Genomic DNA, 24,068 nt, shown 5'->3' with positions numbered 1-24,068 from the left:
TCGAGCTCCATCCGCTCGATCATCGTGAGCGCCTGCGCCTTCTGCAGCGCCCGCGCGTGCACATGCGGGACAAGTCGCTCGAAACCGGGCCGGCGGACGATGTGGCGGTACAGGGCCACCGGACCCGCGGCCGCGATCACGCACCCCACGAGCGTCCAACGCGAGCGCCACGAAGAGTTCGATACCCACATTGGCGTCCAGTCTTCGCCGTGGCGAGCCGCGCCCGGCGCTGTCACGACCGGTGATCGACCCGGTGCCGTCCGCCCGTTCGCGGGGGTGGTGGGGTCGGCGGGGGAGTGCGGGTCTGTTCGCGGCAGACGAGGGCGCTGGCCATCGCGTTGTCGTAGCCGACGAAGGCCAGAGCGAACTCCTGGCCGTCACCGTCCGCGATCGCGGCCTCGAGAGTTTCCTGGGCGCCCGCGACGCGGCGGCGGTGGTCGGCGCCCTCGGCGAACCACCAGCGGGTGCCGACGTGGACGGACGTGGCCTCGGACAGGCGGCGCAGCTGGGGGCCGAGCTGGCGGCGGGCGGCGGTGCCGCAGCCGGCGAGCAGGGCGGTCCAGCATTCGCTGGCGGCGCTGTCGGTGACGCGCGCCTGGCGGAGCAGGGCGCGGGCGTCGAGGCGGGCAGCGGCGTCGACGGTGAGCGGGAGGAACGCCGGTGCCCTGGTGGTCACGGCCCGTCTCCTTCCTGGCTCGACGCGGTGGACTCGGTGACGGCGTGGATCGCCCCGTCGGCGATCCGCACGCGCAGGCGCGCGCCGCCCTCGATCTGGGAGACGGAGCGCAGCACCTGGAGGTTGCCTGCGTCGTCGGTGAATTGCACGACGGCGTAGCCGCGGGCCATCGTCGCGGCCGGGCCGAGGGCCGTCAGCCGGCCGCGCGCACTGGCGATTTCGGCCTGGTCCTTCGCGAGCAGGCCGAGCATGGCGCGCCGGCCGCGTTCGCGATGCATCTCGACGTCGTCGAGGCGGCGCTGGATCGGCCCGAGCGGGTCGGCGAGCGACGGGCGGCTGCGCAGCTGGGTGAGCAGCCGCGTCTGCGTGTCGACCCAGCCGTGCAGCGCGCGGCGGCCGCGGTCGCGCATCTGGCGGACGCGGGCGGTCTCCTCGCGCACGTCGGGCACGATGCGCTTGCTCGCGTCCGTCGGCGTGGAGCAGCGCAGGTCGGCGACGTGGTCGAGCAAGGGCGTGTCCGGCTCGTGCCCGATGGCGCTCACCACCGGCGTGCCCGCGGACGCGACGGCCCGGCACAGCGCCTCATCGGAGAACGGCAGCAGGTCCTCCACGCTGCCGCCACCGCGGGCGATCACGATCAGGTCCACTTCCGGGTCTTTGTCCAACGTGGACAGAGCGCGGAGGATCTGCGGCACGGCCTGCGGGCCCTGCACGGCGGTGTTCACGACCTTGAACAGCACGTGCGGCCAGCGGGCCTGCGCATTGACGAGCACATCTCGCTCCGCCGCCGAAGCGCGGCCCGTGATGAGGCCGATGCCTTGGGGCAGAAAGGGAATCGGCCGCTTTCGCTCGGGGGAGAACAGGCCTTCGGCCGCGAGCAGCTTGCGCAGCCGTTCGATGCGCGCGAGCAGCTCGCCGATGCCGACGGCGCGGATCTCGTCGGCGCGCAGGCTGAGCGTGCCGCGCCCGAAGAAGAACGACGGCTTCGCGTGCACCACCACGCGGTCGCCTTCGCGCAGCGGCGTCGCGAGCTCGCGCACGAGCCACATCGGCGCGGTCACGGACATCGAGACGTCAGCCGACGGGTCGCGCAGCGTCAGGAACGCCGTCTGCGTGCCGGGGCGCGCGTTGATCTGCGTGACCTGGCCCTCCACCCACACGGCGCCGAGGCGGTGGATCCAGTCGCCGATCTTGCGCGCGACGGTGCGGACGGGCCAGGGGTTCTCGGCGCTGGTCGAGGGGTCGCTGCTCACTGGCCTTCCGCGTCGTCGCCCGGCCGGCTCGCCTCTTCTTCCGCCTTGCGCGCGTTGCCGATGCGCCGCGCGAGCATGCCGGTGAACGACGCGCGGTCGGCGTTGGCCTTCTCGTAGTCGAGGATCTCCTCGAGCTGCGGCACGGTCAGGCGGCGCAGGCGGGCGCGCAGCTGGGGCAGGGTGAGCTCGTCGTAGCCGGCCAGGCCCGCGGGGCTGCCGGCGCTGTCGTTCTCGCCGTCGGCGTGCTCCTCGGCCAGGGCGCGCTCTTCCTGCGTCCACGGGTCTTCGGGTTCGTCCGTGAGCCCGGGCAGGTTCGGGCGGTGGCCGTTGGCCTGCGGCTCGGGCAGGTCCTCGACGGGCACCAACGTGGGCCGCGTCGGCAGGTCGGGCTCGACGTCCTCGTCGAACGTTGCCCAGCTGGGCGTGTCCTCGACCGGGCGCAGGCCGGACAGCGCGTCGTCGCCCTTGATCGCCAGCTCGGTGACGTGTTGCTGGACACGCATGGACAGCTGGAGGACCTGGCTGACGACGGTCACCGGCAGGCCGGTGATCTGCTTCGGGAGCTCACGAACCCGCTCGGCGGTGGTGACGGCGAGGCCCGCGGCGACCCGGAGGGGGAGCGGGAGTGGCTTCATGCCGTCTAGCGTGCCGTATGTGGGCCATCCTGCCCAACCGAACGGGTGGGTTGGGGCACAGGACGTGACTCCCGGCACAGCCCGGATGGGCGCCGACGTCATCCGAAAGAGGACTTCGAAGCCGGTACGGCACAGCCCGTACCCTGGGGGCATGACTTCTGCGAGTCCCGGAACCGAGCCCGCCGGTACCCCGACGATCTCCCAGTCCGGCGCCGCCAAACGCGTGTTGCTCGCGAAGCCGCGCGGCTACTGCGCCGGAGTGGACCGCGCGGTGATCGCCGTGGAGAAGGCGCTGGAGCTCTACGGCGCGCCCGTCTACGTGCGCAAGGAGATCGTCCACAACCGCCACGTCGTCGAGACCCTGCGCGAACGCGGCGCGATCTTCGTGGACGAGACGTCGGAGGTGCCCGAGGGCGCGCTCGTCGTGTTCTCGGCCCACGGTGTTTCGCCCGCGGTGCACACCGAGGCGGCCGACCGCAACCTCCGCACCATCGACGCGACCTGCCCGCTCGTGACGAAGGTGCACAAAGAGGTCAACCGCTTCGCCAAGGACGACTACGACATCCTGCTGATCGGCCACGAAGGCCACGAAGAGGTCGAGGGCACCGCGGGCGAGGCACCCGACAAGGTGCAGCTCGTGGACAAGGCCGAGGACGTCGACAAGGTCGAGGTGCGCGACCCGTCCAAGGTGATCTGGCTCTCCCAGACCACCCTTTCGGTCGACGAGACGATGGAACGCGTCGACCAGCTGCGCGAACGCTTCCCCGGCCTGGCCGACCCGCCCAGCGACGACATCTGCTACGCCACCACCAACCGCCAGGTGGCCGTGAAGGCCATGGCGCCGGAGTGCGACCTGGTGCTGGTGGTCGGCTCCTCGAACTCCTCGAACTCCAAGCGCCTCGTCGAGGTCGCCCTGAAGGCGGGCGCGCGGTCGTCGTACCTGATCGACTTCGCTTCGGAGGTCGATGAGGCCTGGCTTTCGGGGGTGTCGACGGTGGGGGTCACTTCGGGCGCCTCGGTGCCGGACGTGCTGGTGATGGACCTGCTGACCTGGCTGGCCGAGCGCGGTTATGGGCAGGTTGACGAAGTGACGACGGCGAACGAGAAGATCGCGTTCGCGTTGCCGAAGGAGCTTCGGAAGGCTGCGAAGTCGGAGTCCTGACGCGGTTCTCGGCTTTGAGGCCGCGGTGGCCGCCGGATTTTCCGGCGGCCACCGCGGCTTTTTCGTGTGGCCGCCCTTGAAGAAGCCGGGATGCACGAAGGCCGCCGATCCGGGGTGGATCGGCGGCCTTCGGCGTGGTCCTGGTGTTGAAGCCCAGCTGTCAACGCTGTCGGGTCAGGACTCGTCGTCCCAGGGGCGCGGGCGGCGCGGCGGTTCGCGGCGCGGGGGACGCGGCCGGCCGGGCGGGGGTTCGTCGGCGCGGGGGCGGCGGCGGGGCGGGGGCGCGTCGCCGCGGGGGTCGCGGCGGCGAGGGTCGCCCTCGGGCGGGCGGGGGCGGCGGCCGTCCGGCGGCGGCTTGCGCGCGCCGCGGGGGGCGGGGTCGCCGGGTTCGCGGCGCGGGCGGGCGCCGGGGTCCGCAGGCGGCCGGGGCCGGCGCGGGGGCGGGCTGTCGAGGTCGCGGTCGCGAGGCGGGCGGCGCGCACCGGCGGGCGGCGGAGCCTGGCCGGCGCCCGCGGGACGACCCGAGCCCGGCGGGCGCGTGCGCGGCCGAGCGGGCGGCTCGTCGCCGTCTTCGCGGCCGCGGGGCGGCTTGCCGTCCTTGAGTTTCACGGCGGCGTCGGGGTCGCGTTCCCGGAGGATGCGGAAGAACCCGAACAGCAGCGTGACACCGGTGGTGATCGCCATCGTCGGGAAGCCGTTGATCAGCGGCGTGCCGACGTTGAGCAGCTTCGACAGGGTGTCGCTGCCCGAGCCGGACCCGCCGGTCAGGAGCACCACACCGGGCACCGTGACGGCCAGCACCAGCGGCGGCTGCACCATCGGTCCGAACAGAGCGCGTCTTTGCACCGCGCCCACCGCGAGCACGGCCCCCACGAAGTAGCCCGCCTTGAAAACGAAGTCGAGGCTGCCCTTGGTCTTCTCATCGATGATGGCGCCCAGCACGGCCAGGCCGAAGCCCACGAGGACAGCCGCCCACCAAGGCAGGCCGCGCCTCTCGCCGACGACGAGACGCTCGTCCCAGGGCACGGTGGCGTCTTCGGCATCAGGATCGCTCTGGCGATCGCGTATCGCGGTCACGAGGCAACACCGTAGCCGTTACTTGTCACGATCTTGCTGCCACTGCCGAAGACCGCCCTGACCAGCCACCCGGCAGCGTGACGTGGGTTGCCGACCGCCGGAACACGTGGTGCCGGGCGGGCCGTCGCGATGCGGACCGCATCCGGTCCGTGGTCTGGTCACCTGACCTGCGGATACAGCCCACTGGTCTGGTCCGACTCATCGTCCCGTCGACGCTTCGACGCCGGCCACCCCGTCGCGCACCGGCCGCGGCGGGCGTCGACGCGGAACGTTCCCGCTCCCCGGAAGCCTCACAGCGACGGAACCAAACCCGGGGCAGCGCAAATGCCCCATCGGCCCCGAACCGGCCACGGCCGGTACACACCGTGACGAGCCGTGCGGCCTCGGCTGCCGAGGCCATGAGCCACGCCGGGCGGGCCGCCGCTGCCTCGGATTGCCGTCGGCTCGGTGCTGTTTCGCACGTCCGATGCCGGTGACGGGCCTCCGGGCGAGTTCGTCACGGGTGCCGCAGGTCGTGCGGGCGTGAGCACCAGCGCGGCAGACCATCGGCCACCGCTCGGCAAGGGCTGCCCGGCGAAGGGCCGAGGAGGCGCCGTCCGCACCTTGCCGTTGGCTCTCGGCTCCTTTCCTCACCTCCGGCACCGGAGATGAGCTGCCGGTCGCGTTTGTCTGGCGCGCTGCAGATTGCGCGGGTTCGACCACCAGGGCCGCAGACCACCAGTCGCGCGCACCAAGCGCTGCCGACCGAGCACCGAGCAGGAGCTCGCCTCGCCTTGCTGCCGGCTCGGCTCCCCTTGTACGTCCGGCTGTACGTCCGGCGCCCCGCCGGGCGCGTCTTTGTGGGTGCCTGCCGCGGTTCGTGCGAGCCCAGCCGCCAGCTGCTGTGGCCCGTCAGCTACGACTGACGGCCCGGTGACGGGCTGCCGGCCGCGTCCGTCGGGCGCTGCAGGTCGTGCGGGCGTGACCACCAGCGCAGCAGATCATCGGCCACCATCCGGCAGGGGCTGCCCGGCGAAGGGCTGCGAGAGAACCGACCTCAGCTAGCCGCCAACTCGTCCCCCTTCCGTACCTCCGGCACCGGCGACGGGCTCCCCGACGCGTCCGTCAGGGGTGCCACCGTCGCGCGGAAGCTCTCCAGCGCCTCCAGCTCCCGCCGTCGCGCGGAGAGGAAACGCTGCAAGTGCGTGCTCGTCAGGTTTAGCGCCTCGACCGCGTTCCCCGCTGAACGGTGCGCGGCCGCAGCCCCCGCGCGGACCTGCTCGACGTCCTCCACCAGCGCCCGGTCGCTCGCCGCGAAGAGGGCAGCCGACGCCAGTACCCCGAACCCCGTCGGTCCACACAGGAACACCCGGCGGTCGATCAGCCAGCGCAGCAGCTCCGGGTCGGTGTCGAGCGCGGCGACCACGGCCGCGTCGGACGGGACGAACATGATCGTGCCGTAGATCGCGTCGGCCCAGCGCTGGTAACCCTTGCCGGCGAGCTCGGCCGCGCGGGAACGGATCTGGCGCACGTGGGCGCGCAACGCGTCGAGCCGTTCCTCGGGATCGTCGGTCTCCACGGCCTCGGCCCAGATCGCCATGCTCGCCTTCGCGTCGACGGGCACGGTGCGGCCGCCGCCCACGCGCAGCACCATGTCCGGCTTCGCACTGCCGCCGCCCGCCAGGTCGGTCTGCAGCGTGAAGTGCAGTTCTTCGCGCAGTCCCAACGCGCGCGCGGTCTCGACCAGTACCTGCTCGCCGAGCTCACCGCGTCCGCTGATCGACGCGAACGCCACCTCGTACCGCCGCAACGCCAGCTGCTGCTGGTCGTTCTTCGCGCGCTCGGCCGCCACGAGCCGCGCCGCCGCGTCGGCCCGGCGCATGCCGTCGCCGTAGAGCCGCCACAGCAGCGCGACCGCGATGCACAGGAGCAGCGCGAGCACGACGGCCGCGGTCGTGATCACCGTCTCCACCCGAGTCTCCTTTCCCTGCCAACTCACCCGGACCGGTCGGAACGGCCGGTGCCGATCGACGCGGACATCATGGCGGACCGCACCGACAAAAACCGGCACGCTCAGTCGCGCTGCGTAGCTGACCAGCGCGTTCACCGGTTCGGTGGTCGGCGTGTCCACCAGGGCCCTGATAGGGTTCGTACACACGTTCGAGTGGCTCTCCGGCGAGTCTCCGCGGTTTAGTCGTGATCGCCTCTTACCGTGGTTGCCGTGAGACTCCTCCACACCTCCGACTGGCACGTCGGCCGCACGTTCCACGGCGCCGACCTGCTCGCCGAGCAGGAGGCCGTCCTCACCCACCTCGCCGAGCTCGTCACGAGCGGGCACGTCGACGTCGTGGTGGTGGCAGGCGACATCTACGACCGCGCGGTCCCTTCGGCCGAAGCGGTCCGAGTCGCGACCAAGGCCATGAGCCGCATCCGCCAGGCCGGCGCGCAGCTCGTGATCACGCCCGGCAACCACGACTCCGCAGCACGGCTGGGCGCCTTCGCGGACTTCGCGGCGGCCGGCGGTCTGCACCTGCGCGCCACCATCGCCGGCCTCGCCGAACCCGTGCTGCTGAACGACGAACACGGTGACGTCGCGATCTACGGCATCCCGTACCTCGAACCCGAGCCTTCGCGTCACGCCCTCGGCGTGCCTGAAGCGCGCGGCCACACCGGCGTGCTCACCGAAGCCATGCGCCGGGTACGCGAAGACCTTGCCACGCGGGCGAAAACGCGGTCCGTCGTGCTGGCCCACGCCTTCGTCACGGGCGGCGCGAGCAGCGAATCCGAACGCACCATCGCCGTCGGCGGGGTCGAGCAGGTTCCGGGTGACGTCTTCGACGGCGTCGACTACGTCGCACTCGGCCACCTCCACGGCCCGCAGACCCTCGCCGAGCACCTCCGCTACTCCGGCAGCCCGCTCGCGTACTCGTTTTCCGAAGCGCGCCAACGGAAATCGGTCTGGCTCGTCGACCTCGACGCGGCTGGGCTCGCCGAAGTCCGCCGCCACGAACTGCCCGTGCCACGCCCACTCGCGACGTTGCGCGGCGAACTGCAGGAGCTGCTGGACGCGCCGGAACACGAGGAATGGCGCGACCACTTCCTCTCGGTCACGGTCGTCGACCGCGTGCGCCCGGTCGACGCGATGCGCCGCCTGCGCGAACGTTTTCCGTACGCGGTGCACCTCGACTGGGAGCCGGAAGGCGGGCTCGCCGGCGCGCAGCTGAAGTACGCCGACGCCGTCCGCGGGCGCACCGACATCGAGATCGCCCGCAGCTTCCTCGACGACTGCCGCGGCGCGCTCCCCACGGAAACCGAGGAACGGCTGGTGTTCCTCGCGCTCGAAGCGGCCAACCGGGCGGCGGTGGCGAAGCTGTGAGGCTGCACCTGCTGGAGGTCGAGGCGTTCGGTCCGTACGCGGGCCGCGAGGTGGTCGATTTCGACGCGCTCGGCGCAGACGGCCTCTTCCTGCTGCACGGCGACACCGGCGCCGGCAAGACCACGCTGCTCGACGCCATCGCCTTCGCGCTGTTCGGCGTGGTCCCGGGCGCACGGGGTGATGTGAAGCGGCTGCGGTGCGACGTCGCCGCGCCCGAGCAGCTCACCGAGGTCGTGCTGGAGCTGACGGTGCAGCGCCAGCGGCTGCGGATCGTGCGCAGCCCGGAGTACCAGCGCGCGAAGAAACGCGGCGACGGGTTCACCACGCAGCAGGCGAAGGTGTCGCTCACCTGGGTCGGCGAGCCGCCGGCCGGGCTGCCGCCCGACGGGGTCATCCGGATCGACGAGGTCGCGCGGACCGTCGAACGTTTGCTGGGGATGACGGCCGCGCAGTTCTTCCAGGTCGTGTTGTTGCCGCAGGGGGAGTTCGCGAAGTTCCTGCGCTCCGACACCACCGAGCGCGAGAAGCTACTGGAGCGGCTCTTCGGCACCGAGCGGTTCTCCGACGTCGAGCGCTGGTTCGCCGACCTGCGCGCCGAACGTGGGCGGGCGCTGGAAAAGCGGCAGCAGGAGCTGCGGGAGCTCGTCGCGCGCTACGCCCAGGAAGCGCAGCAGGAGCCGCCGGAAGAAGACCGGGCGGAGTGGGTCGACGCCGTGCTCGCGGAGGTCGCCGCACGCGCCGAAGCGGCGGAAACCGAAGCGGCACAAGCACGTTCGGCCGCGACCAAGGCAGAGACCACGTTGCGGGAAGCCGAGGAGGACGCCGACCGCATTCGTCGCGTCCGCACCGCGCACACGCGTCTCGCGCAGATCGCCGAGACGGCGGCCGAGCGCGCGGAGTGGACCGAGGAGATCGCGGCCGCGCGGCGGGCGTCGGCCGTGGTGCCCGAGGTCGAGCTGCTGGAACGGCGGAGTTCCGAGCTGGGCGACGCGCAGCTCGCCGAGGCCGATCACACGCGGGCCTTGAGGGAGCTGGGTTTCGACTCCGTCGGCCTCGCGTCGGCGGACCTGCGTGAGCGCGCCGGATCGTTGCGCGAGGAAGCGGGTGCGCTCGCCGAGCTGGTCGCGGAGGCCGAGCAGCAACGCGTCGACACCGAGCGGCGAGACGAGCGGAAGGTCGCGGCCGGTGCGGCGGCCGAGCGGGTCACCGAGCTGCAGACGCGGCTGGCGGAGCTGCCGGAGCGGCTCACGGCTGTGCGAGGCGAAGCCGCGTCGGCGGCCGAATCGGCGGCGAAGCTGGACGGTGCGAAGGCGCGGGTCGAGGAGCTGACTGTCGTTTCGCGCGCGGCCGCCGAGCTGCCGGAGGCCGTCGCGAAGGTCGGGCGCGGTGAGGCCAAGCTGCGTGAGGTCGTGGACGCACACCAGGCGGCTCGTCAGCATCGGCTTGACCTGCGGGAACGTCGGCTGGAAGGCATGGCCGCCGAGCTGGCCGCGAGCCTGGCCGACGGCGCGCCGTGTCCGGTGTGCGGGTCGGCCCAGCACCCGGAGCCGGCACGGCACGGGGCTGAGCTTGTGGACCCAGCCGAGGAACGGGCCGCGGAGGAGTCCGAGCAGAAGGCCGGTGCCTTGAGGCAGCGCGTGGTGTCCGCGCTGGAGGAGGCGAAGGCGCGGCTGGACGCGTTGCGTGAGCGGCTGGGTGAGCGGACGGCCGAGTCCGTGGCCGCGGAGCTGACGGAGGCTCGCGCGAGCGTGGGGGCGTTGTCCGAGCAGGCCGCGCGGAAGGACCGGCTTGCACGGCAGGTCGTCAAGCTGGAGCAGGAAGCCGACCAGCTGGCGGAGCACCGGCGGCTGGCCGACCAGGCCGTCACGGAGGCACAGGCTGAGGTCCGCGCGCTGGAGGAACGGCTGGCCGAACGCTCGAAGCGGCTGCTCGAAGGGCGTGGCGAGTTCCCGGACGTCACGGCGCGCCGGCGGCATCTGCTCACGTTGGCGGGTGCGTTGGATTCCGTCGCCGAGGCGCGCACGGCAGTGGATGGTGCGGAGTCCCGGCTCGCCGAGCAGCACGGTCTGGTCGAAATCTCCTTGCATGCCAAAGGTTTCGCCACGTCGGAAGAGATGCGTGGCGCGGTCCGCTCCGACGAGCAGGTCACGAAGCTCGAACAAGGTCTCGCCGAAGCCGAGGCGACGGCCGCGGGGGCGCGCGAGCTGCTGGCGCAGCCCGAGCTGTTCGGCATCTCGCCCGACGACGTCGTCGACGTCGCGCCACTGGGCGAAGTGGCGAAGGCCGCGCGTGAACGGGCGGACACGGCGTTCGCGGCGCTGAAATCCGTGGCGGCGCAGCACGGTGAGCTGAAGAAACTGGCCGCGCGGATGGGCAAGGCGCTCGCGGAGTTCGAGCCGGTCCAGAAGGAGTACGACGAGCTGCGCGCACTGTCCGAAGTGGTCAACGGCCGCGGCCAGAACTCGCGCAAGATGTCGCTTCGCTCGTACGTGCTCGCCGCCCGGCTGGAGGAAGTCGCGCTCGCGGCCACCGCCCGGCTGCGCACCATGAGCCAGGGCCGCTACTCCTTCGTGCACTCCGACGCGGCCGGCGCACGCGGCACTCGCGGCGGCCTCGGCCTCGACGTGCTCGACGACTACTCCGGCGCCGTCCGCCCCGCGAAAACCCTGTCGGGCGGCGAATCGTTCCTCGCGTCGCTCTCGCTGGCGCTCGGCCTGGCCGACGTCGTCGCCGGCGAAACCGGCGGTGCGCTGCTCGACACCCTGTTCGTCGACGAGGGTTTCGGCACCCTTGACGCCGAAACCCTCGACGTCGTGATGAACATCCTCGACGAGCTCCGCGCGGGCGGCCGGGTCGTCGGCCTCGTCTCGCACGTCGAAGAACTCCGCCAACGCATCCCGACCCGCCTGCGCGTGCACAAGTCACGCACCGGCTCACGGATCGAGCTCCGCATGGCGTAACTCAGGGCGAGACGTGGCCTCCGCGCTGCGGCGCGGAGGGTTGTGGGACTGCCGACGAGAAGTGCGGCCTGCCTGTTCAGACAGCCTCGCTCGTGAGCGGCCAACGGTTGGCGTCAGCTCCCAGCAGAAGCAGCCTATGGCGCTGCCGGGTGCAATGGGAAGGCGGCGGTCGCGTTCCGGGAGCCGGCTGATCCTGTTGCGCGGGGGGCCATGGGGCTGCGGACGAGGAACAGCGGCGTGCTTGCTCAGACAGCCTCGCTCGTGAGCAGGCGACACCTGGAGTCAGGGCCCGGCGGAAGGTGCTGATGTGGCAGCCGGTCAAGCGAACGGCCGAATTCCGAGCGCAGGCAGCTGCCGTGGTCGCGGACGGTAGGGGTCGGCTGCGTAGGTCAAGCGGCCTCGTGCATGAGCAGCCAGCGCTTCGCGTCCGTACCCCAACGAAAGTTGCCCACCGCCCCGCCGGTGCGGACGATGCGGTGGCAGGGCACGAAGAGGGCGGCGGCGTTGCGGGCGCAGGCCGAGGCGGCGGCGCGGACGGCCGTGGGGCTGCCCGAGAGCGTGGCGTACTCGGCGTAGCTCACCGGGCGGCCCGGCGGGACCTTGCGCAGCATGTCCCACGCGTGCTGGCGGAAGGCGCCGGAGCGTTGGCGGACCTCGATGTCGTCGACGGCGTCCAGTTCGCCCGCGTGGTAGCGGCGGACGGCGGTGGTGACGGGGCCGAGGTCGCGGCGCTGGGTGAGCGTGGCCGGGGCCAGGGACGGGGAGATGAGCGTGGTCAGCTCGGCGACGTCGGCGGTCCAGCCGGAGGCGAGGACGGCGCCGTCGCCTGTGACCACGGCGGTAAAGGGGCCGATCTTGGTGTCCACAGTGGACCAGAAGGCGGCGCTCACGAGAGGTTCTCCTCGGGGTCGAACATCTGCAGGTATCGGGTGGCGTACGAGCTCCATGGCCGCCAGCCGCAGGCCGCGCCGGGCAGGTCGAGGCCGAGGGCGGCGGCGGAGCGGCGCACGGCGGGGTCGGTGGTGAGCAGGACGTCGGGGGCGCCGAGCACGCGCATCAGGACGTAGTCGGCGTCGATGCCGAGCGAGAGCAGCTCGGCCCGCAGCTCACCCGGATCCCGGCCGACGTGGGGGTCGAGGCTGCCGTCCGCCAACGCCGCGGCGACCGCCTTGACGTGCGGTTTCACGTCGGCGGCAGCCACGACCTCGGGTGTCGGGAACAGCGTCGTCAGGGTGTCCATCGGCGGCTCACCGGACGGTACCCGGGGGCCGAGCGCGGCGACGGAGGCGGCGGCTGAGCCGAGCGCGGCGCGCAGGACCAGCTCTGGCCCGTCGACCGCACCGGGCACGCGCAGGCCCGGCACCTTCGTGACCAGCGGCGCGAGCACCGGATCCGCACCGAGGACGCGCGCGACGGCCTCTGGATCTGCGTCGAGATCGAGCAGCCGCCGGACGCGGGAGACCGCGCTGCCGAGGTCGCGCAGGTCGGTCAGCGCGAGGTCGCACCGGACATGATCCGGTTGCGGCGATAGCCACACCAGGCCGGGGCCGTGGGAGAGGCGCAGCGTGCGGCCGTAGCCGGTGATGCCGTCAGCGCTCTGTTCGACCGCCTCGATGCCCGGCAACGCACGCGACGCGTGGTAACGCAGCACACCCTGTGCGTCGAACGGTGCGCGGAACGGCAGGCGCAGGCTCAGCCGTGTCGAGCCGGTGGGTTCGGCGCGGCGGCCGCGACGCAGTGAAGCCGCGCGAAGCTGCGAAGGCGTCGTCGCGAAGACCTCGCGGATCGTCTCGTTGAACTGCCGGATGCTGGAGAACCCGGCGGCGAACGCGACGTCGGTCAGCGGCAGCGCCGAGAGCTCGATGAGCAGCCGCGCGGAGTGGGCACGGTGGGCGCGGGCGAGCGCGAGCGGGCCGGCTCCCAGTTCGGCGGTGAGGACGCGGCCGATCTGGCGTTCCGAATAGCCGAGCCGCCGCGCCAGGCCGGGCACGCCTTCGCGCTCGACGAAGCCGTCGGAGATCAGGCGCATGGCGCGGGCGGCCAGATCGGCGCGGACGTTCCAGTCGGGTGAACCCGGCACGGCGTCGGGCAGGCAGCGCCGGCACGCGCGGAAGCCGCTCGCCTGGGCGGCGGCCGACGTGGGGAAGAACCGCACGTTCTGGGCCTTCGGCGTGATCGCCGGGCACGACGGGCGGCAGTAGATGCCGGTGGTGCGCACGGCCATGATGAACTGGCCGTCGAACCGCTGGTCGCGGGCGGTGACGGCCCGGTAGCAGCGCTCGGTGTCGCGCCAGAGCGGGGCGGTCTGGGTGGCCATGTGGTCGATGGTGCCAGCAGGTCGCGGGCTTGGCTGGCGGGAATCCGACACGGCGTTACCGGGTCGGCCGGGGCGTTGGCCGGGCACGTAGACTTCACTGTCGTGAGTCTGACCCTCGGTATCGTCGGCCTGCCCAACGTCGGCAAGTCCACCCTGTTCAACGCGCTGACGCGCAACGACGTGCTCGCCGCGAACTACCCGTTCGCGACGATCGAGCCCAACGTCGGCGTCGTCCCGCTGCCGGACCCGCGGCTCGACAAGCTGGCGGAGATGTACAGCTCGGAGAAGATCGTGCCGGCTGTCGTGTCCTTTGTGGACATCGCGGGCATCGTGAAGGGCGCGTCCGAGGGTGCCGGGTTGGGCAACAAGTTCCTCGCGAACATCCGCGAGGCCAACGCGATCTGCCAGGTCATCCGCGTGTTCGACGACCCGGACGTGGTCCACGTCGACGGCCGCATCGACCCGTCGAGCGACATCGAGACCATCAACACCGAGCTGATCCTCGCCGACCTGCAGACGCTCGACAAGGCCCTGCCGCGCCTCGAGAAGGAGGCGCGCACCAAGAAGGAGGCGCGTCCGGCGCTCGAGAACGCGCAGCGCGCCAAGGAAATCCTCGACGCGGGCCGGACGCTGTTCCAGGCACAGAAGGAAGTCGACTTCGAGGCGCTGCGTGAGCTGAGCCTGCTGACGACGAAGCCGTTCCTGTACGTCTTCAACGCCGACGAGGGCGTGCTGACGGATTCCGGTCGCCGCGACGAGCTGGAGAAGCTCGTCGCCCCCGCCGACGCTGTCTTCCTCGACGCGAAGGTCGAATCCGAGCTGCTGGAACTCGACGACGAGGAGTCCGTGCGCGAGCTGCTGGAGTCCGTGGGCCAGGCCGAGCCGGGCCTCAACGCCCTCGCCCGCGCCGGCTTCCACACCCTCGGCCTGCAGACCTACCTCACCGCCGGCCCCAAGGAATCCCGCGCCTGGACGATCCCCCAGGGCGCCACCGCCCCCCAAGCCGCGGGCGTCATCCACACGGACTTCGAGCGCGGCTTCATCAAGGCGGAGATCGTGTCCTACGCCGACTTGATGGAGGCCGGCTCGATGGCCGCCGCGCGCGCCGCGGGGAAGGTGCGGATGGAGGGCAAGGATTATCTGATGGCGGATGGCGATGTGGTTGAGTTTAGGTTCAACGTCTGAGCCTGCTCTCCGTAAACGCGGTCCTTGTTCCGGCGTGGAAACTCTAAATTGACCCGGTGATCCGCGAACTGGAGGCCGCCCTCGCCGAGCACCGCGCGGCGCCGTTCCCCGCTCCCGAGGTCGTGCGGGGCCGGGACTACGGCTCGGTGTGCGCTGTGATGATCGACGCCGACATCTACGCGCCGTCGGAGCGGGTGTCTCGCGGAGAATTGCCGGCGGATGACCGGTGGAACTGGCTCGCGGAATGCGAGGCAAGACTGCAGGACTCGCTCGCCGAGTTCCCCGAAGCAGGGCGGCCGTACTACGCGCGGCTCCTGCGGATCGCCGAACTGGCGTTCCAGCGCATGGAGGCGATGGCGCCGACCCACGCCAGTTGACCGGAGGTCAGGTGAGCCCTGTTCGCTCGGTCAGACGTTCTCATCGAGGATTTCGCCCAGCTCCGTGCGCCGGCGCTGTCGGACCGTGGCGGCTTTCGTCACGGCCAGGCCGCAGAGCGCGAGCACGATCGCTGACACGGCGAGGAGCAGCCAGAACGTGCTGCCATCGGCAGAAGTGAGCGTGCCGACGAAGATGAAGACACCGACGAAGCCGTAGAACAATGCAAGCCTCACCTGCCTGGCGAATTGCTGTGCGTAGAGCTTGTGCTTCTGCCGGGCGGCGTCCAACGCTGCGGCCGATGGTGGTTCGCCGGCGACCGTGAACGGTCCGTCAGTGAGGTCGTGGACGGAGGTCGTTCCGGGCCGGGCGAGCTCCAGGCTGGGGCGCGCGCTGTCTTGTGCCACTCGGCGTACTTCCCAGCCCGCGGATTCTGCGGCGCGGCGGACGTCGTTCAATGGGATGGCCGGGTACTGACTGGCGTCCAGGAGGTAGCGGCCCTGGACGTCCGGCTCGGCAGCGGCCAGCTCACCCGCCAAGCGAGTACGCGCACTGCCGACCTCGGCAGGCTCGGTTCGCCGAGTGAAGTGCAGTGTCCAGGCTGTATCGCCGACGTCTTCAGCGCACAACATCCAGCCCTGCCCGCCGAGCACGTCCAGCAGCTCGGCTTTGGGGATCTCCCGATACTCCAGCCAGTCGAGGTCCAGCGAAGTGCCGGAGCCGAGGCTTTGCAGCCGGCACAGCTGACTTTCGCGACGGCGCCGCCGGGTCGCCCGCGGTGTGCCGGCCACCTGCGCGGCGAGGACCAGCACGACCAGCGACAGCGCGGGCAGCAGCAGCCAGAGTGCGATGGAGTTCGCGACCTTGTCAGACATCCAGTGACAGCTTCCGTCGCTGCTGAGGCGGCTTGAACTCGAGGCCGCGTGCTCCGTTGTAGGTCATCCGCTCGCCGACGTACCGGTAGCCGCGAGCGGTGGCCAGCTCTTTGATCATGTGGTCGCTCAACGGGTGCGCCGACCACACGGCGACCAACGCCGTGTCGGACCCCGGACGCAGTTTCGCCAGCTCGCGGTGCACCTGCTCGACGGCTTTGCCCAGCCGCTGGGTACGCCGGCGCAGCCGGTCGGCGAGCAGACTCAGCGCGACCAGGGCGACCACGCTCGCGCCGATCACGTTCGTCACCATGCCCTCCTCGTCATCATGGATTCACGCATCTAGTGTGGCGTTGATCGATTTGGTCGACGACGGATCGGTGAACGACACGCTGTTCACGATCCCGTTGAGGATCTCCATCAGGTACGGCCAGTCATCGAGACTCTCGCTGGACAGGCCGAACGTGGTAATCCGACGTCGGTCTGGGCACGCGAAGCTGACCTGTGCTTGACGGACCCGGTGCTCGGCAGGAGCCGGTTCGCCGAGCGGGCCGAACGGCACAGTCACCAACAGCTCCTCGGCGACGATCAGACCGTCACCCGCGGGAAACCGCTCCAGCACCACTTCACGTGGAGAGCCGGGCGTGCGCAGACCTCCTGCCGCGCCGGCGAGCGGACGTTCCGCGTGCAGGTCCGCAGCCTGGACGGTGACTGAAAACTGAGCGGTGACTATCCGGTGGGGGTCGGTCTCGGACCGAGCGCAGCACAGTCCCAGGTAGACGCCGCCGTGGTCGTTCAGCTCGGCGATCAGGTATTCCTGGCTGTAGGCGAGATGCAGTGCTTGACGCTCGGTGAGCCCGTGCAACGATGCCCGGAGCCGGTCGTAATTCCGCCGAACCCTGATCTCCGGATTCTCCGTCAGGTCGATCTCGTGTAACTGTTCCGGCACCTTGAAGGCCAGCGGCGCCTCGGTGCGTCCGGGATTGAGCAGATCCGAGATTCCCACGCTCACCTCGCGGTCAGGATGCCGGTGGCCAAACCGCCCCAGCCGGCTGCGTTCTTGGCATCGGTCGTGGCGTCGTGCGTGTCGAACAGGCCCGCTGCCGACGGCACTTGCAAAGCGACGTTGGTTCCGCCTTCGAACGCCTTCGCGACGTTCTGCGTCAGCGCGGGGTCAGTGAGCGCTCCGGTGCCCATCGCCTTGTCCGCCAGCCACTGCGCGGCCTTGCTCGGGTCCTTCATCTCGCTGATCACTCGCGGCATTTCGTCGGCGAACGCGCGCCCGCCCGCCGCCGCGGCGTCGCTCGCGGTGCTCAGGGCGCCACCGGCCCTGGTGACGTCGACCAGCCGGTCGACACCGGCGACGGCGTCACCTGCGGCGTTGAACCCCTTCGACACCGCGCCGATGCCGGGGATCAGCCCCACAACGTCGCCGCCGAGCGAGACCCAGGCGTTCGGGTCGTCGTACTTCTCGTTGACCACCATGTCCGCGCCGTGCGCGGCCAGTGCGACGGCGCCTGCACCAAGGGCGATCGGCCCGCAAATCGGGGTCAGAACGGGGATGAACGCCAGCGCACCGGCCACGGCGGACACGATGCCCGCGATGTCCCCGATATCGCCGAGGTGGTCCTTGAACCATCCCCCGATGTCGTCGAACATGCTGCCGAGCGAATCCCAGAACGACTCCTTGGGAGCCTCCTCCGCGGCATCTTTGAGAGCGTCCGCGCAGGTGTCCGCGTCGTCTTCCCATGCATCACGCACGTCTTCGGCCTGCCTGCGGAGATCTTCCACCCTGGCCCAAGCGGCGTTGGCCGCGCTGATCTTGTCCGTCGCCTCGTTGTGCATCGTGGCGTTGTCAGGCTGCTGCAGTGCAAGGTCTCGGGCGGACTCCGCGGCGGAGTTCTTCGCCTCGGCGTCACCGAGAGCTTTCCGACACTCCTCTTCCAGCTGCTTTGCCTTTTGCTGGTGCGCGTCGAGCCGGTCGGACCAATCGGCAAGAGCTTTGCCGGCCAGTGCCAACGATTTCTGGCCTTTGTCGAGGTACTCGGGTAGCTGGTCGAGCTTCCCGGCGAATGCTTCGGCGGCATCACCGGTCCAGACGTCTTTCTTGTCCTGGATGGATTTCAGCACGTTGAAGGCTTCGTCCGTGTAGGTGGCCGTGTCGCTGATTTGCCTGGCCAGTTCACGAACTGTGCTCACATTGCCGCGCGCCGGCTCGAACCGGAGAGACGGGTAGTCGGCGTCGCTCATCCAGCGGTCGCCTCCTCGATCTTGGCGGCCATGTGCTGGAGTGATCCCTTGAGACCTTCTTCCAGTTCGGCATAGCCTTGAACCGCGTTGTCGAGGCCGCCCTTGATGCCGGAGACGGCTTCCTTGATCTTCTTCAGCCCTCCGGCCCAGTCCGATGTGAAATCGGCACAGGCTTCGTCGAGATCGTCCGGGCCGATCGAGTCCGGACCGACGTCCTCCATGCGTTTGGTGGCCTGCTCGATGTTCTCGCCGACGCGGTCGAGATTCTTGCCGAGCGCCTGCAAACCGCCGATGTCGACGGTGAAGTCGGGCATGTCGAGGTCCCCCCTCGGGCATCGCGATGTCCAGTCCTGTTCGTCGGCAGGCGCCAGCAGCCGACGAAAGGCCCACCTTAGTCAAAATCGGGCGTTTCTGGTGCTGATTCGCCAGGTCCGGTGAAGGTGTGGACTGAATTCACGACAAAGTGAGGGGGTATCTCATCGAGGCGGCTGCATGTGCGCGCCGAGGGTGACGAGTCCCGAGGGCGAAAGAAGGCTCAGCCGAGCAGGCCGAGCACCACCAGAACCGCCAGCGTGAACGCCGTGGCGAACATCGTGATCCAGGCGCGCTGGGTGGCGGACAGGGTGGTGGGCGAGTTGTTCATCGCGTGTCCTAGCGGGGGCGGGGCGGGCGGATTCCGCTGGGATAGCGCGCTGATCAAGGGTGGTGTTACGGCCTGTGGTCGAGATCACGGTGGGCGCGGAAAGTGCGCCACAGGACCGCGCCGGCGGAGGCCACCATCAGGGTGAACGCGATGGTGCCGACGACGATTGCCTGGGTCATGGAAAGAGATCCCTCCTCGTGGAACGTACGAAGAGGGGACGTCTCAGACCGCGGAAGGTGTCGCGACAGTAGGGCGCGTCACACGGTGAGCGCGGCGTCGATCTGGCCGGCGAGCGCGAAGTCCTTCGAGGTGAGGCCGCCTTCGGAATGGGTGGAGAGGCGGAAGGTCACCGTGCGCCAGCGGATGTCGATGTCCGGGTGGTGGTCGGCGGCCTCGGCGAGTTCGGCGACGCGGACGACGTAGGCCACGGCGTTCGGGAAGGAAGACAGGGTCACCGAACGGGTGATCGTGGCGCCGTCGCGCTGCCAGTCGGGCACGGTGGCCAGGGCGGACGAGATCTCGGAATCGCTCAGTAGTTGCGCCATGTGTCCAATGGTGAACCCGTTTGGGCTACGCTGCACGGTTGCCACGGGAGTCCGGTACGCCGGGCTGAGAGGCGGGTGCCCGAGACCCGCGACCGTTCGCACCTGATTCCGGATCATGCCGGCGCAGGGAGGCCTGCTCTCCTTGCTCACGGCGAAGTGCAGGAGGGCAGATGATTCCGCGGACCGCACGCACGGTGCTGGGCCTGGCCACGGTCACGGTGCTGGCGAGCGCGTGCTCGCTGTCCGGCGGCTCGGGCGGCGACGCCCAGCAGACCCCGACGGTCACGCTCGTCACCCACGACTCGTTCGTCGCGCCGCAGGACGTGCTCGACGCGTTCCAGCGCCAGTCCGGGATCAAGCTCAAGATCCTCAAGTCGGGCGACGCGGGGGAGCTCACCAACAAGCTGGTGCTCACCAAGGCCAACCCGATCGGCGACGTCGCGTTCGGCGTCGACAACACGTTCGCCTCGCGCGCGCTGAACGAAGGCGTCTTCCAGGCCTACACGAGCCCCGAGGCCGACCGCGGGCCGCAGCGGTACTCGGTGGACCCGCAGCACCGCCTGAGTGCCGTCGATGTCGGCGACGTCTGCGTCAACATCGACCCCGCGTACTTCGCGAGCAAGCACCTGCCCGAACCCAAGACGTACGACGACCTCGCCGACCCGAAGTACAAGGACCTCACCGTCGCCGAGAGCCCCGCCACGGCGTCGCCCGGGCTGGCGTTCCTGCTGGGCACCGTGGCGAAGTACGGCGAGCAGGGCTGGCACGACTACTGGGCCAAGCTCAAGGCCAACGGCGTCAAGGTCGACAGCGGCTGGGAAGAGGCCTATACGAAGAACTTCTCCGGCTCCTCGGGCAAGGGCCCGCGCCCGATCGTGGTCTCGTACGCGTCCTCGCCGGCCGCCGAGATCGGTGACGACGGCAAGCCGCGCACCAAGGCGCTGCTCGACACGTGCTTCCGCCAGATCGAGTACGCCGGCGTCCTCGCGAACACCAAGCAGGTGCCGCAGGCCCAGAAGGTGGTCGACTTCCTGCTCTCGCAGCAGTTCCAGGCGACGGTCGCGGCCAACATGTACGTCTACCCGGCCCGCGAGGGCGTCGACCTGCCCGCCGGCTGGGCCGCGGCCGCGCCGCTGCCGCAGGACCCCGCGACTCTGCCCGCCGACCAGATCCAGGCCGGCCGTGAGAAGTGGATCGGTGAATGGCGCTCGCTCATGGGCGCGTAACGCAGGCGCAGACCGCGCGCACGGCGGGCCTGGCGCTGCTCGGACTGCTGCCCGTCGCGTTCCTGGTCCTGTTCTTCGCCTGGCCGGTCGTCGCGATCCTCGGCCGCGGCTTCTCGGCGGGCGGCGTGGACACCGTCCTGGCCGACGCGCAGACGTGGCAGCTCGCCGCGTTCACGCTGGTCAGCGCCGCCGCTTCGACGGTCGTCGCCGTGGTCGCGGGGCTGCCGGTGGCGTATGTGCTCGCGCGCGTGAAGCTGCCGGGCGTCGGGCTGGCGCGCACGCTGGTGCTGGTGCCGTTCGTGTTGCCGACGGTGGTCGTCGGTCTCGCGTTCCGCGCGTTGTGGCCCGACGGCGGCGTGTTGCCGCTGGTCCTGGCGAACGCGTTTTTCAACGTCGCCGTGGTCGCCCGGACCGTGGCCGGGCTGTGGAGCCACCTCGACCCGCGGGCGACGGAGGCCGCCCGCGCGCTGGGGGCCTCGCCGTGGCGGGCCTTCCGCACGGTGACGTTGCCTGCGCTCGGCCCGGCCGTCGCGTCGGCCGCGGCGGTCGTGTTCCTGTTCTGCGCCACCAGTTTCGGCGTGGTGCTCATCCTCGGCGGCGGCCGCTACCGCACGCTCGAGACCGAGATCTATCTGCGCACGGTCGACCTGCTGGACCTCTCCGGAGCGGCCGCGCTGTCGCTCATCCAGTTCGCCGCCGTCCTCGCCGCGCTCGCACTCGGCGCGATGGCCCGACGCCGCCGCGAGAACGCCGTGAAGCTCAAGCAGTCCGCTCCCCGGCGGCCGAGAAAAGGCGAGTGGTGGACGGTCGGTGCCGCCACGGTCGTGATCGCGCTGCTGATGACGCCGATCGTCGCGCTGCTGGTGGAGTCGGTGTCCACACCGGACGGGTGGAGCCTCGCCGGCTTCCGCGCGCTCGCGAGCACCGGCACGGACGACGCGCTGCAGGTCAGCGGCTGGGTCGCCGCCAAGAACTCGCTCGCCGCGGCCACCGACGCGACGCTGCTCGCGATGACGGTCGGCGTGCTGGCCAGCGTGGTGCTCGTCGCCCTGCGACGCGCACCCGGCCGCCTCGCCCGCGGCATGGGCGAGACGATGGACGCCGCCCTCATGCTGCCGCTCGGCGTCTCCGCCGTGACGGTCGGCTTCGGTTACCTCGTGACGCTTGACGCGCTGCCCGGCGACCTGCGCACGTCACCGCTGCTCGTTCCGCTCGCGCAGGCGCTGGTGATCATCCCGCTGGTCGTGCGGATGATCCTGCCGGTGCTGCGCGCCGTCGACGTGCGGCTGCGCCAAGCCGCGGCCACGCTCGGGGCGAGCCCGGCGCGCGTGTGGCGCGAGATCGACCTGCCGCTCACCGCGCGTTCGCTCGTCGCGGCCGCCGGGTTCGGCTACGTGGTGGCGCTCGGCGAGTTCGGCGCCACGAGCTTCCTCGCCCGACCCGACGCGCCGACGCTGCCCGTGGCCGTCGCGACGCTCATCTCGCGCCCGGGCGAGCTCAACAACCAGATGGCGTACGCCGCGTGCGCGCTGCTCATGGTCGTGACGGTCGCGGCCGTCGCGCTGATCGACCGCTTCGGCTCCGTGCGCGGGCACGGCACGGTGGGGGAGTTCTAGATGGCGCTGGCAGTGCGGGACCTCACGGTCCACTACGGCTCGTTCGCCGCGGTGCGCGACGCGCACCTCGACATCACCGACGGCGAGGTGCTGGCCCTGCTCGGACCGTCCGGCTCCGGCAAGTCGACGCTGCTGCGCGCCATCACCGGCCTCGAGCCCATGACGTCCGGTTCCGTGAGCTGGGACGGCACCGACCTCGCCACCGTGCCCGTGCACCGGCGCGGGTTCGGGCTCGTTTTCCAGGACGGCCAGCTCTTCCCGCACCGCGACGTCGCCGCGAACATCGCGTTCGGCCTGCGCATGCACGGGATCCCCAAAGCGAAGCACCGAGCACGTGTCGAAGAGCTGCTGGAATTGGTGGGGCTCAAGGGATTCGAGCGCCGGCGCGTCACCGAGCTGTCGGGCGGCCAGGCCCAGCGCGTGGCCCTGGCCCGCGCTCTCGCGCCCGAACCGCGGCTGCTGCTGCTCGACGAGCCGCTCTCCGGCCTCGACGCGGGGCTGCGTGAGCAGCTGGCCATCGACCTCGCGGATCTGTTGCGGCGCAGCAAGATCACCGCGCTGCTGGTCACCCATGACCAAGAAGAGGCGTTCACGCTCGCCGACCGCGTGGCCGTGCTCGACGCCGGGGAGATCCGGCAGGAAGGCGCCGTGCGCTCGGTGTGGCGCAACCCGGCGGACGACGACGTCGCGAAGTTTCTCGGCGCCACGTCGTTCGTCGACGGGCTCGCCGCGGGCGGGGTCGTGCACACCGATCTCGGTGATGTCACGCTCCCGGAACCCGAAGACGGTCCGGTGCGGCTCGGCTTGCGGCCGCACGCGTTGCGGGTGGCCGAAACCGGCGTGACCGGCGAGGTGACGGCCGCGGTGCACCGCCGGGAGCACCTCAGGCTGGTCGTACGACTGTCCGAAAAGGACACCGTGGACGCCGTCGCCCCCGTGACGGCCGACTTGCGTGCGGGCGATCCCGTCCGGCTCGCACTGGACCCGGACGGGATCGCGATCGTCGGCTGAAATCCCTCGAGCTCAGCCGTCTCGAGTGGCGAGCCGGCCGTAAGCCAGCGACAGCCCCACGATGATGTAACAAGCCGCCCGCAACGCACCTTCGGTGAGCATCGAGCCCGAGATCGGATCGGTCAGCACTTCGGTCGGGGCCTCACCCCAGTTGCGCGTGAGCAGGAACGGGTGCAGCCAGTCGAGCGAGGTCAGGAACCCCAGGATCGTGAACACGATGTCGCCGGCCAGCACCGAGGCCACCACGAGCATCGGGTGTTCCGTCCAGCTCGACACGGCCAGCGCGACCGCGCCGACGGCCCACAGCTGCAGCACGATCCAGCCCGCCACCAGCAGGATCCGGCCCAGCGCCGCGCCGAGCGACAACGTCGTGCCCGACAGCGTGAACAGCGATCCGGTGCCGTTGATGATCAGCCCGGTCACCACGCCCGTGACGCACATGGCCAGCACCGCGACCACGCACACGACCGCCACGCCGATGGCCTTCACCACCAGCAGCCGGCCGCGGCTGACCGGGGCGACGAGCCACGCGCGCAACGTGCCGTGGGCGGCTTCGCCCGCGAGCGCGTCGGCGCCGGCCATGGCCGAGGCCAGCGGCAGCAGCAGGGCCAGCGTCATCGTCAGCGCGGCGATGGGCAGCACCAGCGCGTTGTTCACGGCCGACGCGAGCAGCGCCGCGTCGCCGTCGGCCGGGCCACCGTCGGGCCCGCTGTCGCCGACGAGCGTGAGGCCGATGCCGATCACGATCGGCACCACGGCCAGTAGCGCGAGCACGGCCAGCGTGCGCGGGCGCCGGAAGATCCAGCGCAGCTCGGCCGCGACGAGCCGCGGCAGCGGCACCGTGTCGTGGCCCGTGCGGCTCACGGGTGCCGTGAGCGTCGCGGTGGTCATGCCGCCTCCGCGGAAGTGA

22 protein-coding genes and 1 riboswitch are annotated in these 24,068 nt (G+C 70.9%); of the genes, 8 read left to right on the top strand and 14 right to left on the bottom strand.

Features of this window, described 5'->3' with window-relative positions; all coding sequences use genetic code 11:
• Window positions 1-232 precede the first annotated feature (232 nt).
• Genes AB0M56_RS08015 through AB0M56_RS08005 form a run of 3 tightly spaced genes read right to left on the bottom strand, consistent with a single transcriptional unit; the run spans window position 233 to window position 2,564 of the window.
• Window positions 233-676: a hypothetical protein gene (locus tag AB0M56_RS08015; protein WP_364172193.1), complete on the bottom strand. Its 444-nt coding sequence runs from the start codon at window positions 674-676 to the stop codon at window positions 233-235.
• Window positions 673-1,929, bottom strand: coding sequence for an exodeoxyribonuclease VII large subunit (gene xseA, locus AB0M56_RS08010; protein WP_364172191.1), 1,257 nt, complete (start codon window positions 1,927-1,929; stop codon window positions 673-675). The genes AB0M56_RS08015 and xseA overlap by 4 nt, the downstream gene beginning before the upstream one ends.
• Window positions 1,926-2,564, bottom strand: a complete 639-nt coding sequence (locus AB0M56_RS08005; RefSeq protein ID WP_364172189.1) for a lipid droplet-associated protein — start codon at window positions 2,562-2,564, stop codon at window positions 1,926-1,928. The genes xseA and AB0M56_RS08005 overlap by 4 nt, the downstream gene beginning before the upstream one ends.
• A gap of 151 nt (window positions 2,565-2,715) precedes the next feature.
• Between AB0M56_RS08005 and AB0M56_RS08000 the strand changes: the two genes are divergently transcribed.
• Window positions 2,716-3,726, top strand: coding sequence for a 4-hydroxy-3-methylbut-2-enyl diphosphate reductase (locus tag AB0M56_RS08000; RefSeq protein WP_364172187.1), 1,011 nt, complete (start codon window positions 2,716-2,718; stop codon window positions 3,724-3,726).
• A gap of 174 nt (window positions 3,727-3,900) precedes the next feature.
• Here the strand turns inward: AB0M56_RS08000 and AB0M56_RS07995 are convergent, their stop codons facing one another.
• The gene (locus tag AB0M56_RS07995) at window positions 3,901-4,803 is read right to left on the bottom strand and encodes a DUF6542 domain-containing protein (RefSeq protein ID WP_364172185.1); all 903 of its coding nucleotides are present in this window, start codon (window positions 4,801-4,803) and stop codon (window positions 3,901-3,903) included.
• A gap of 1,036 nt (window positions 4,804-5,839) precedes the next feature.
• Entirely contained in the window at window positions 5,840-6,754 is a 915-nt protein-coding gene (rmuC, locus tag AB0M56_RS07990; protein ID WP_364172183.1) for a DNA recombination protein RmuC, read from the bottom strand.
• 249 nt (window positions 6,755-7,003) lie between these two features.
• Between rmuC and AB0M56_RS07985 the strand changes: the two genes are divergently transcribed.
• Window positions 7,004-8,158, top strand: coding sequence for an exonuclease SbcCD subunit D C-terminal domain-containing protein (locus tag AB0M56_RS07985; protein ID WP_364172182.1), 1,155 nt, complete (start codon window positions 7,004-7,006; stop codon window positions 8,156-8,158).
• The gene (locus AB0M56_RS07980; RefSeq protein WP_364172180.1) at window positions 8,155-11,118 is read left to right on the top strand and encodes an SMC family ATPase; all 2,964 of its coding nucleotides are present in this window, start codon (window positions 8,155-8,157) and stop codon (window positions 11,116-11,118) included. The genes AB0M56_RS07985 and AB0M56_RS07980 overlap by 4 nt, the downstream gene beginning before the upstream one ends.
• A 389-nt stretch (window positions 11,119-11,507) precedes the next feature.
• Here the strand turns inward: AB0M56_RS07980 and AB0M56_RS07975 are convergent, their stop codons facing one another.
• Window positions 11,508-12,008, bottom strand: a complete 501-nt coding sequence (locus AB0M56_RS07975; protein WP_364172178.1) for a methylated-DNA--[protein]-cysteine S-methyltransferase — start codon at window positions 12,006-12,008, stop codon at window positions 11,508-11,510.
• A complete protein-coding gene (locus AB0M56_RS07970; RefSeq protein WP_364172176.1) occupies window positions 12,005-13,435 on the bottom strand; it encodes an AlkA N-terminal domain-containing protein in 1,431 nt (476 codons plus the stop codon). Before AB0M56_RS07970 ends, AB0M56_RS07975 begins: the two co-directional genes overlap by 4 nt.
• A gap of 102 nt (window positions 13,436-13,537) precedes the next feature.
• Here AB0M56_RS07970 and ychF point away from each other — a divergent pair, with 102 nt between their 5' ends.
• Both ychF and AB0M56_RS07960 read left to right on the top strand, forming a co-directional pair.
• Window positions 13,538-14,620 (top strand): redox-regulated ATPase YchF, encoded by a 1,083-nt coding sequence (gene ychF, locus AB0M56_RS07965; protein WP_364172175.1) that lies wholly within the window; start codon window positions 13,538-13,540, stop codon window positions 14,618-14,620.
• A 56-nt stretch (window positions 14,621-14,676) separates the two neighbouring features.
• A complete protein-coding gene (locus tag AB0M56_RS07960; protein ID WP_364172173.1) occupies window positions 14,677-14,997 on the top strand; it encodes a hypothetical protein in 321 nt (106 codons plus the stop codon).
• A 30-nt stretch (window positions 14,998-15,027) separates the two neighbouring features.
• Here the strand turns inward: AB0M56_RS07960 and AB0M56_RS07955 are convergent, their stop codons facing one another.
• The 6 genes from AB0M56_RS07955 to AB0M56_RS07930 all read right to left on the bottom strand — a co-directional run bounded on the left by AB0M56_RS07955 (window position 15,028) and on the right by AB0M56_RS07930 (window position 19,305).
• Complete coding sequence (locus tag AB0M56_RS07955; protein ID WP_364172171.1) at window positions 15,028-15,870, bottom strand: hypothetical protein; 843 nt, start codon at window positions 15,868-15,870, stop codon at window positions 15,028-15,030.
• Complete coding sequence (locus AB0M56_RS07950) at window positions 15,863-16,180, bottom strand: hypothetical protein (protein ID WP_364172169.1); 318 nt, start codon at window positions 16,178-16,180, stop codon at window positions 15,863-15,865. The genes AB0M56_RS07955 and AB0M56_RS07950 overlap by 8 nt, the downstream gene beginning before the upstream one ends.
• Before the next feature lie 21 nt (window positions 16,181-16,201).
• Entirely contained in the window at window positions 16,202-16,879 is a 678-nt protein-coding gene (locus AB0M56_RS07945) for a hypothetical protein (protein ID WP_364172167.1), read from the bottom strand.
• Window positions 16,876-18,117 (bottom strand): putative T7SS-secreted protein, encoded by a 1,242-nt coding sequence (locus AB0M56_RS07940; protein WP_364172165.1) that lies wholly within the window; start codon window positions 18,115-18,117, stop codon window positions 16,876-16,878. Before AB0M56_RS07940 ends, AB0M56_RS07945 begins: the two co-directional genes overlap by 4 nt.
• A complete protein-coding gene (locus tag AB0M56_RS07935; protein WP_364172164.1) occupies window positions 18,114-18,431 on the bottom strand; it encodes a hypothetical protein in 318 nt (105 codons plus the stop codon). The genes AB0M56_RS07940 and AB0M56_RS07935 overlap by 4 nt, the downstream gene beginning before the upstream one ends.
• Before the next feature lie 586 nt (window positions 18,432-19,017).
• Window positions 19,018-19,305: a 4a-hydroxytetrahydrobiopterin dehydratase gene (locus AB0M56_RS07930; protein ID WP_360594286.1), complete on the bottom strand. Its 288-nt coding sequence runs from the start codon at window positions 19,303-19,305 to the stop codon at window positions 19,018-19,020.
• Window positions 19,306-19,338: 33 nt separating this feature from the next.
• A riboswitch (TPP riboswitch) is annotated at window positions 19,339-19,452 on the top strand.
• A 23-nt stretch (window positions 19,453-19,475) separates the two neighbouring features.
• Between AB0M56_RS07930 and AB0M56_RS07925 the strand changes: the two genes are divergently transcribed.
• Genes AB0M56_RS07925 through AB0M56_RS07915 form a run of 3 tightly spaced genes read left to right on the top strand, consistent with a single transcriptional unit; the run spans window position 19,476 to window position 23,158 of the window.
• The gene (locus AB0M56_RS07925; protein WP_364172162.1) at window positions 19,476-20,531 is read left to right on the top strand and encodes a thiamine ABC transporter substrate-binding protein; all 1,056 of its coding nucleotides are present in this window, start codon (window positions 19,476-19,478) and stop codon (window positions 20,529-20,531) included.
• Window positions 20,507-22,147 (top strand): iron ABC transporter permease, encoded by a 1,641-nt coding sequence (locus tag AB0M56_RS07920; RefSeq protein ID WP_364172160.1) that lies wholly within the window; start codon window positions 20,507-20,509, stop codon window positions 22,145-22,147. Before AB0M56_RS07925 ends, AB0M56_RS07920 begins: the two co-directional genes overlap by 25 nt.
• A complete protein-coding gene (locus AB0M56_RS07915; RefSeq protein WP_364172158.1) occupies window positions 22,148-23,158 on the top strand; it encodes an ABC transporter ATP-binding protein in 1,011 nt (336 codons plus the stop codon).
• Window positions 23,159-23,170: 12 nt separating this feature from the next.
• Here the strand turns inward: AB0M56_RS07915 and AB0M56_RS07910 are convergent, their stop codons facing one another.
• Window positions 23,171-24,049 carry an ABC transporter permease subunit gene (locus AB0M56_RS07910; protein ID WP_364172156.1) on the bottom strand — a complete coding sequence of 293 codons (879 nt, stop codon included), beginning with the start codon at window positions 24,047-24,049 and terminating at the stop codon, window positions 23,171-23,173.
• Between the last annotated feature and the right edge of the window lie 19 nt (window positions 24,050-24,068).

The organism is Amycolatopsis sp. NPDC051372 (genome assembly GCF_040682095.1).
Lineage (GTDB): Bacteria > Actinomycetota > Actinomycetes > Mycobacteriales > Pseudonocardiaceae > Amycolatopsis.
This window is presented reverse-complemented; position numbering and strand designations above follow the sequence as displayed.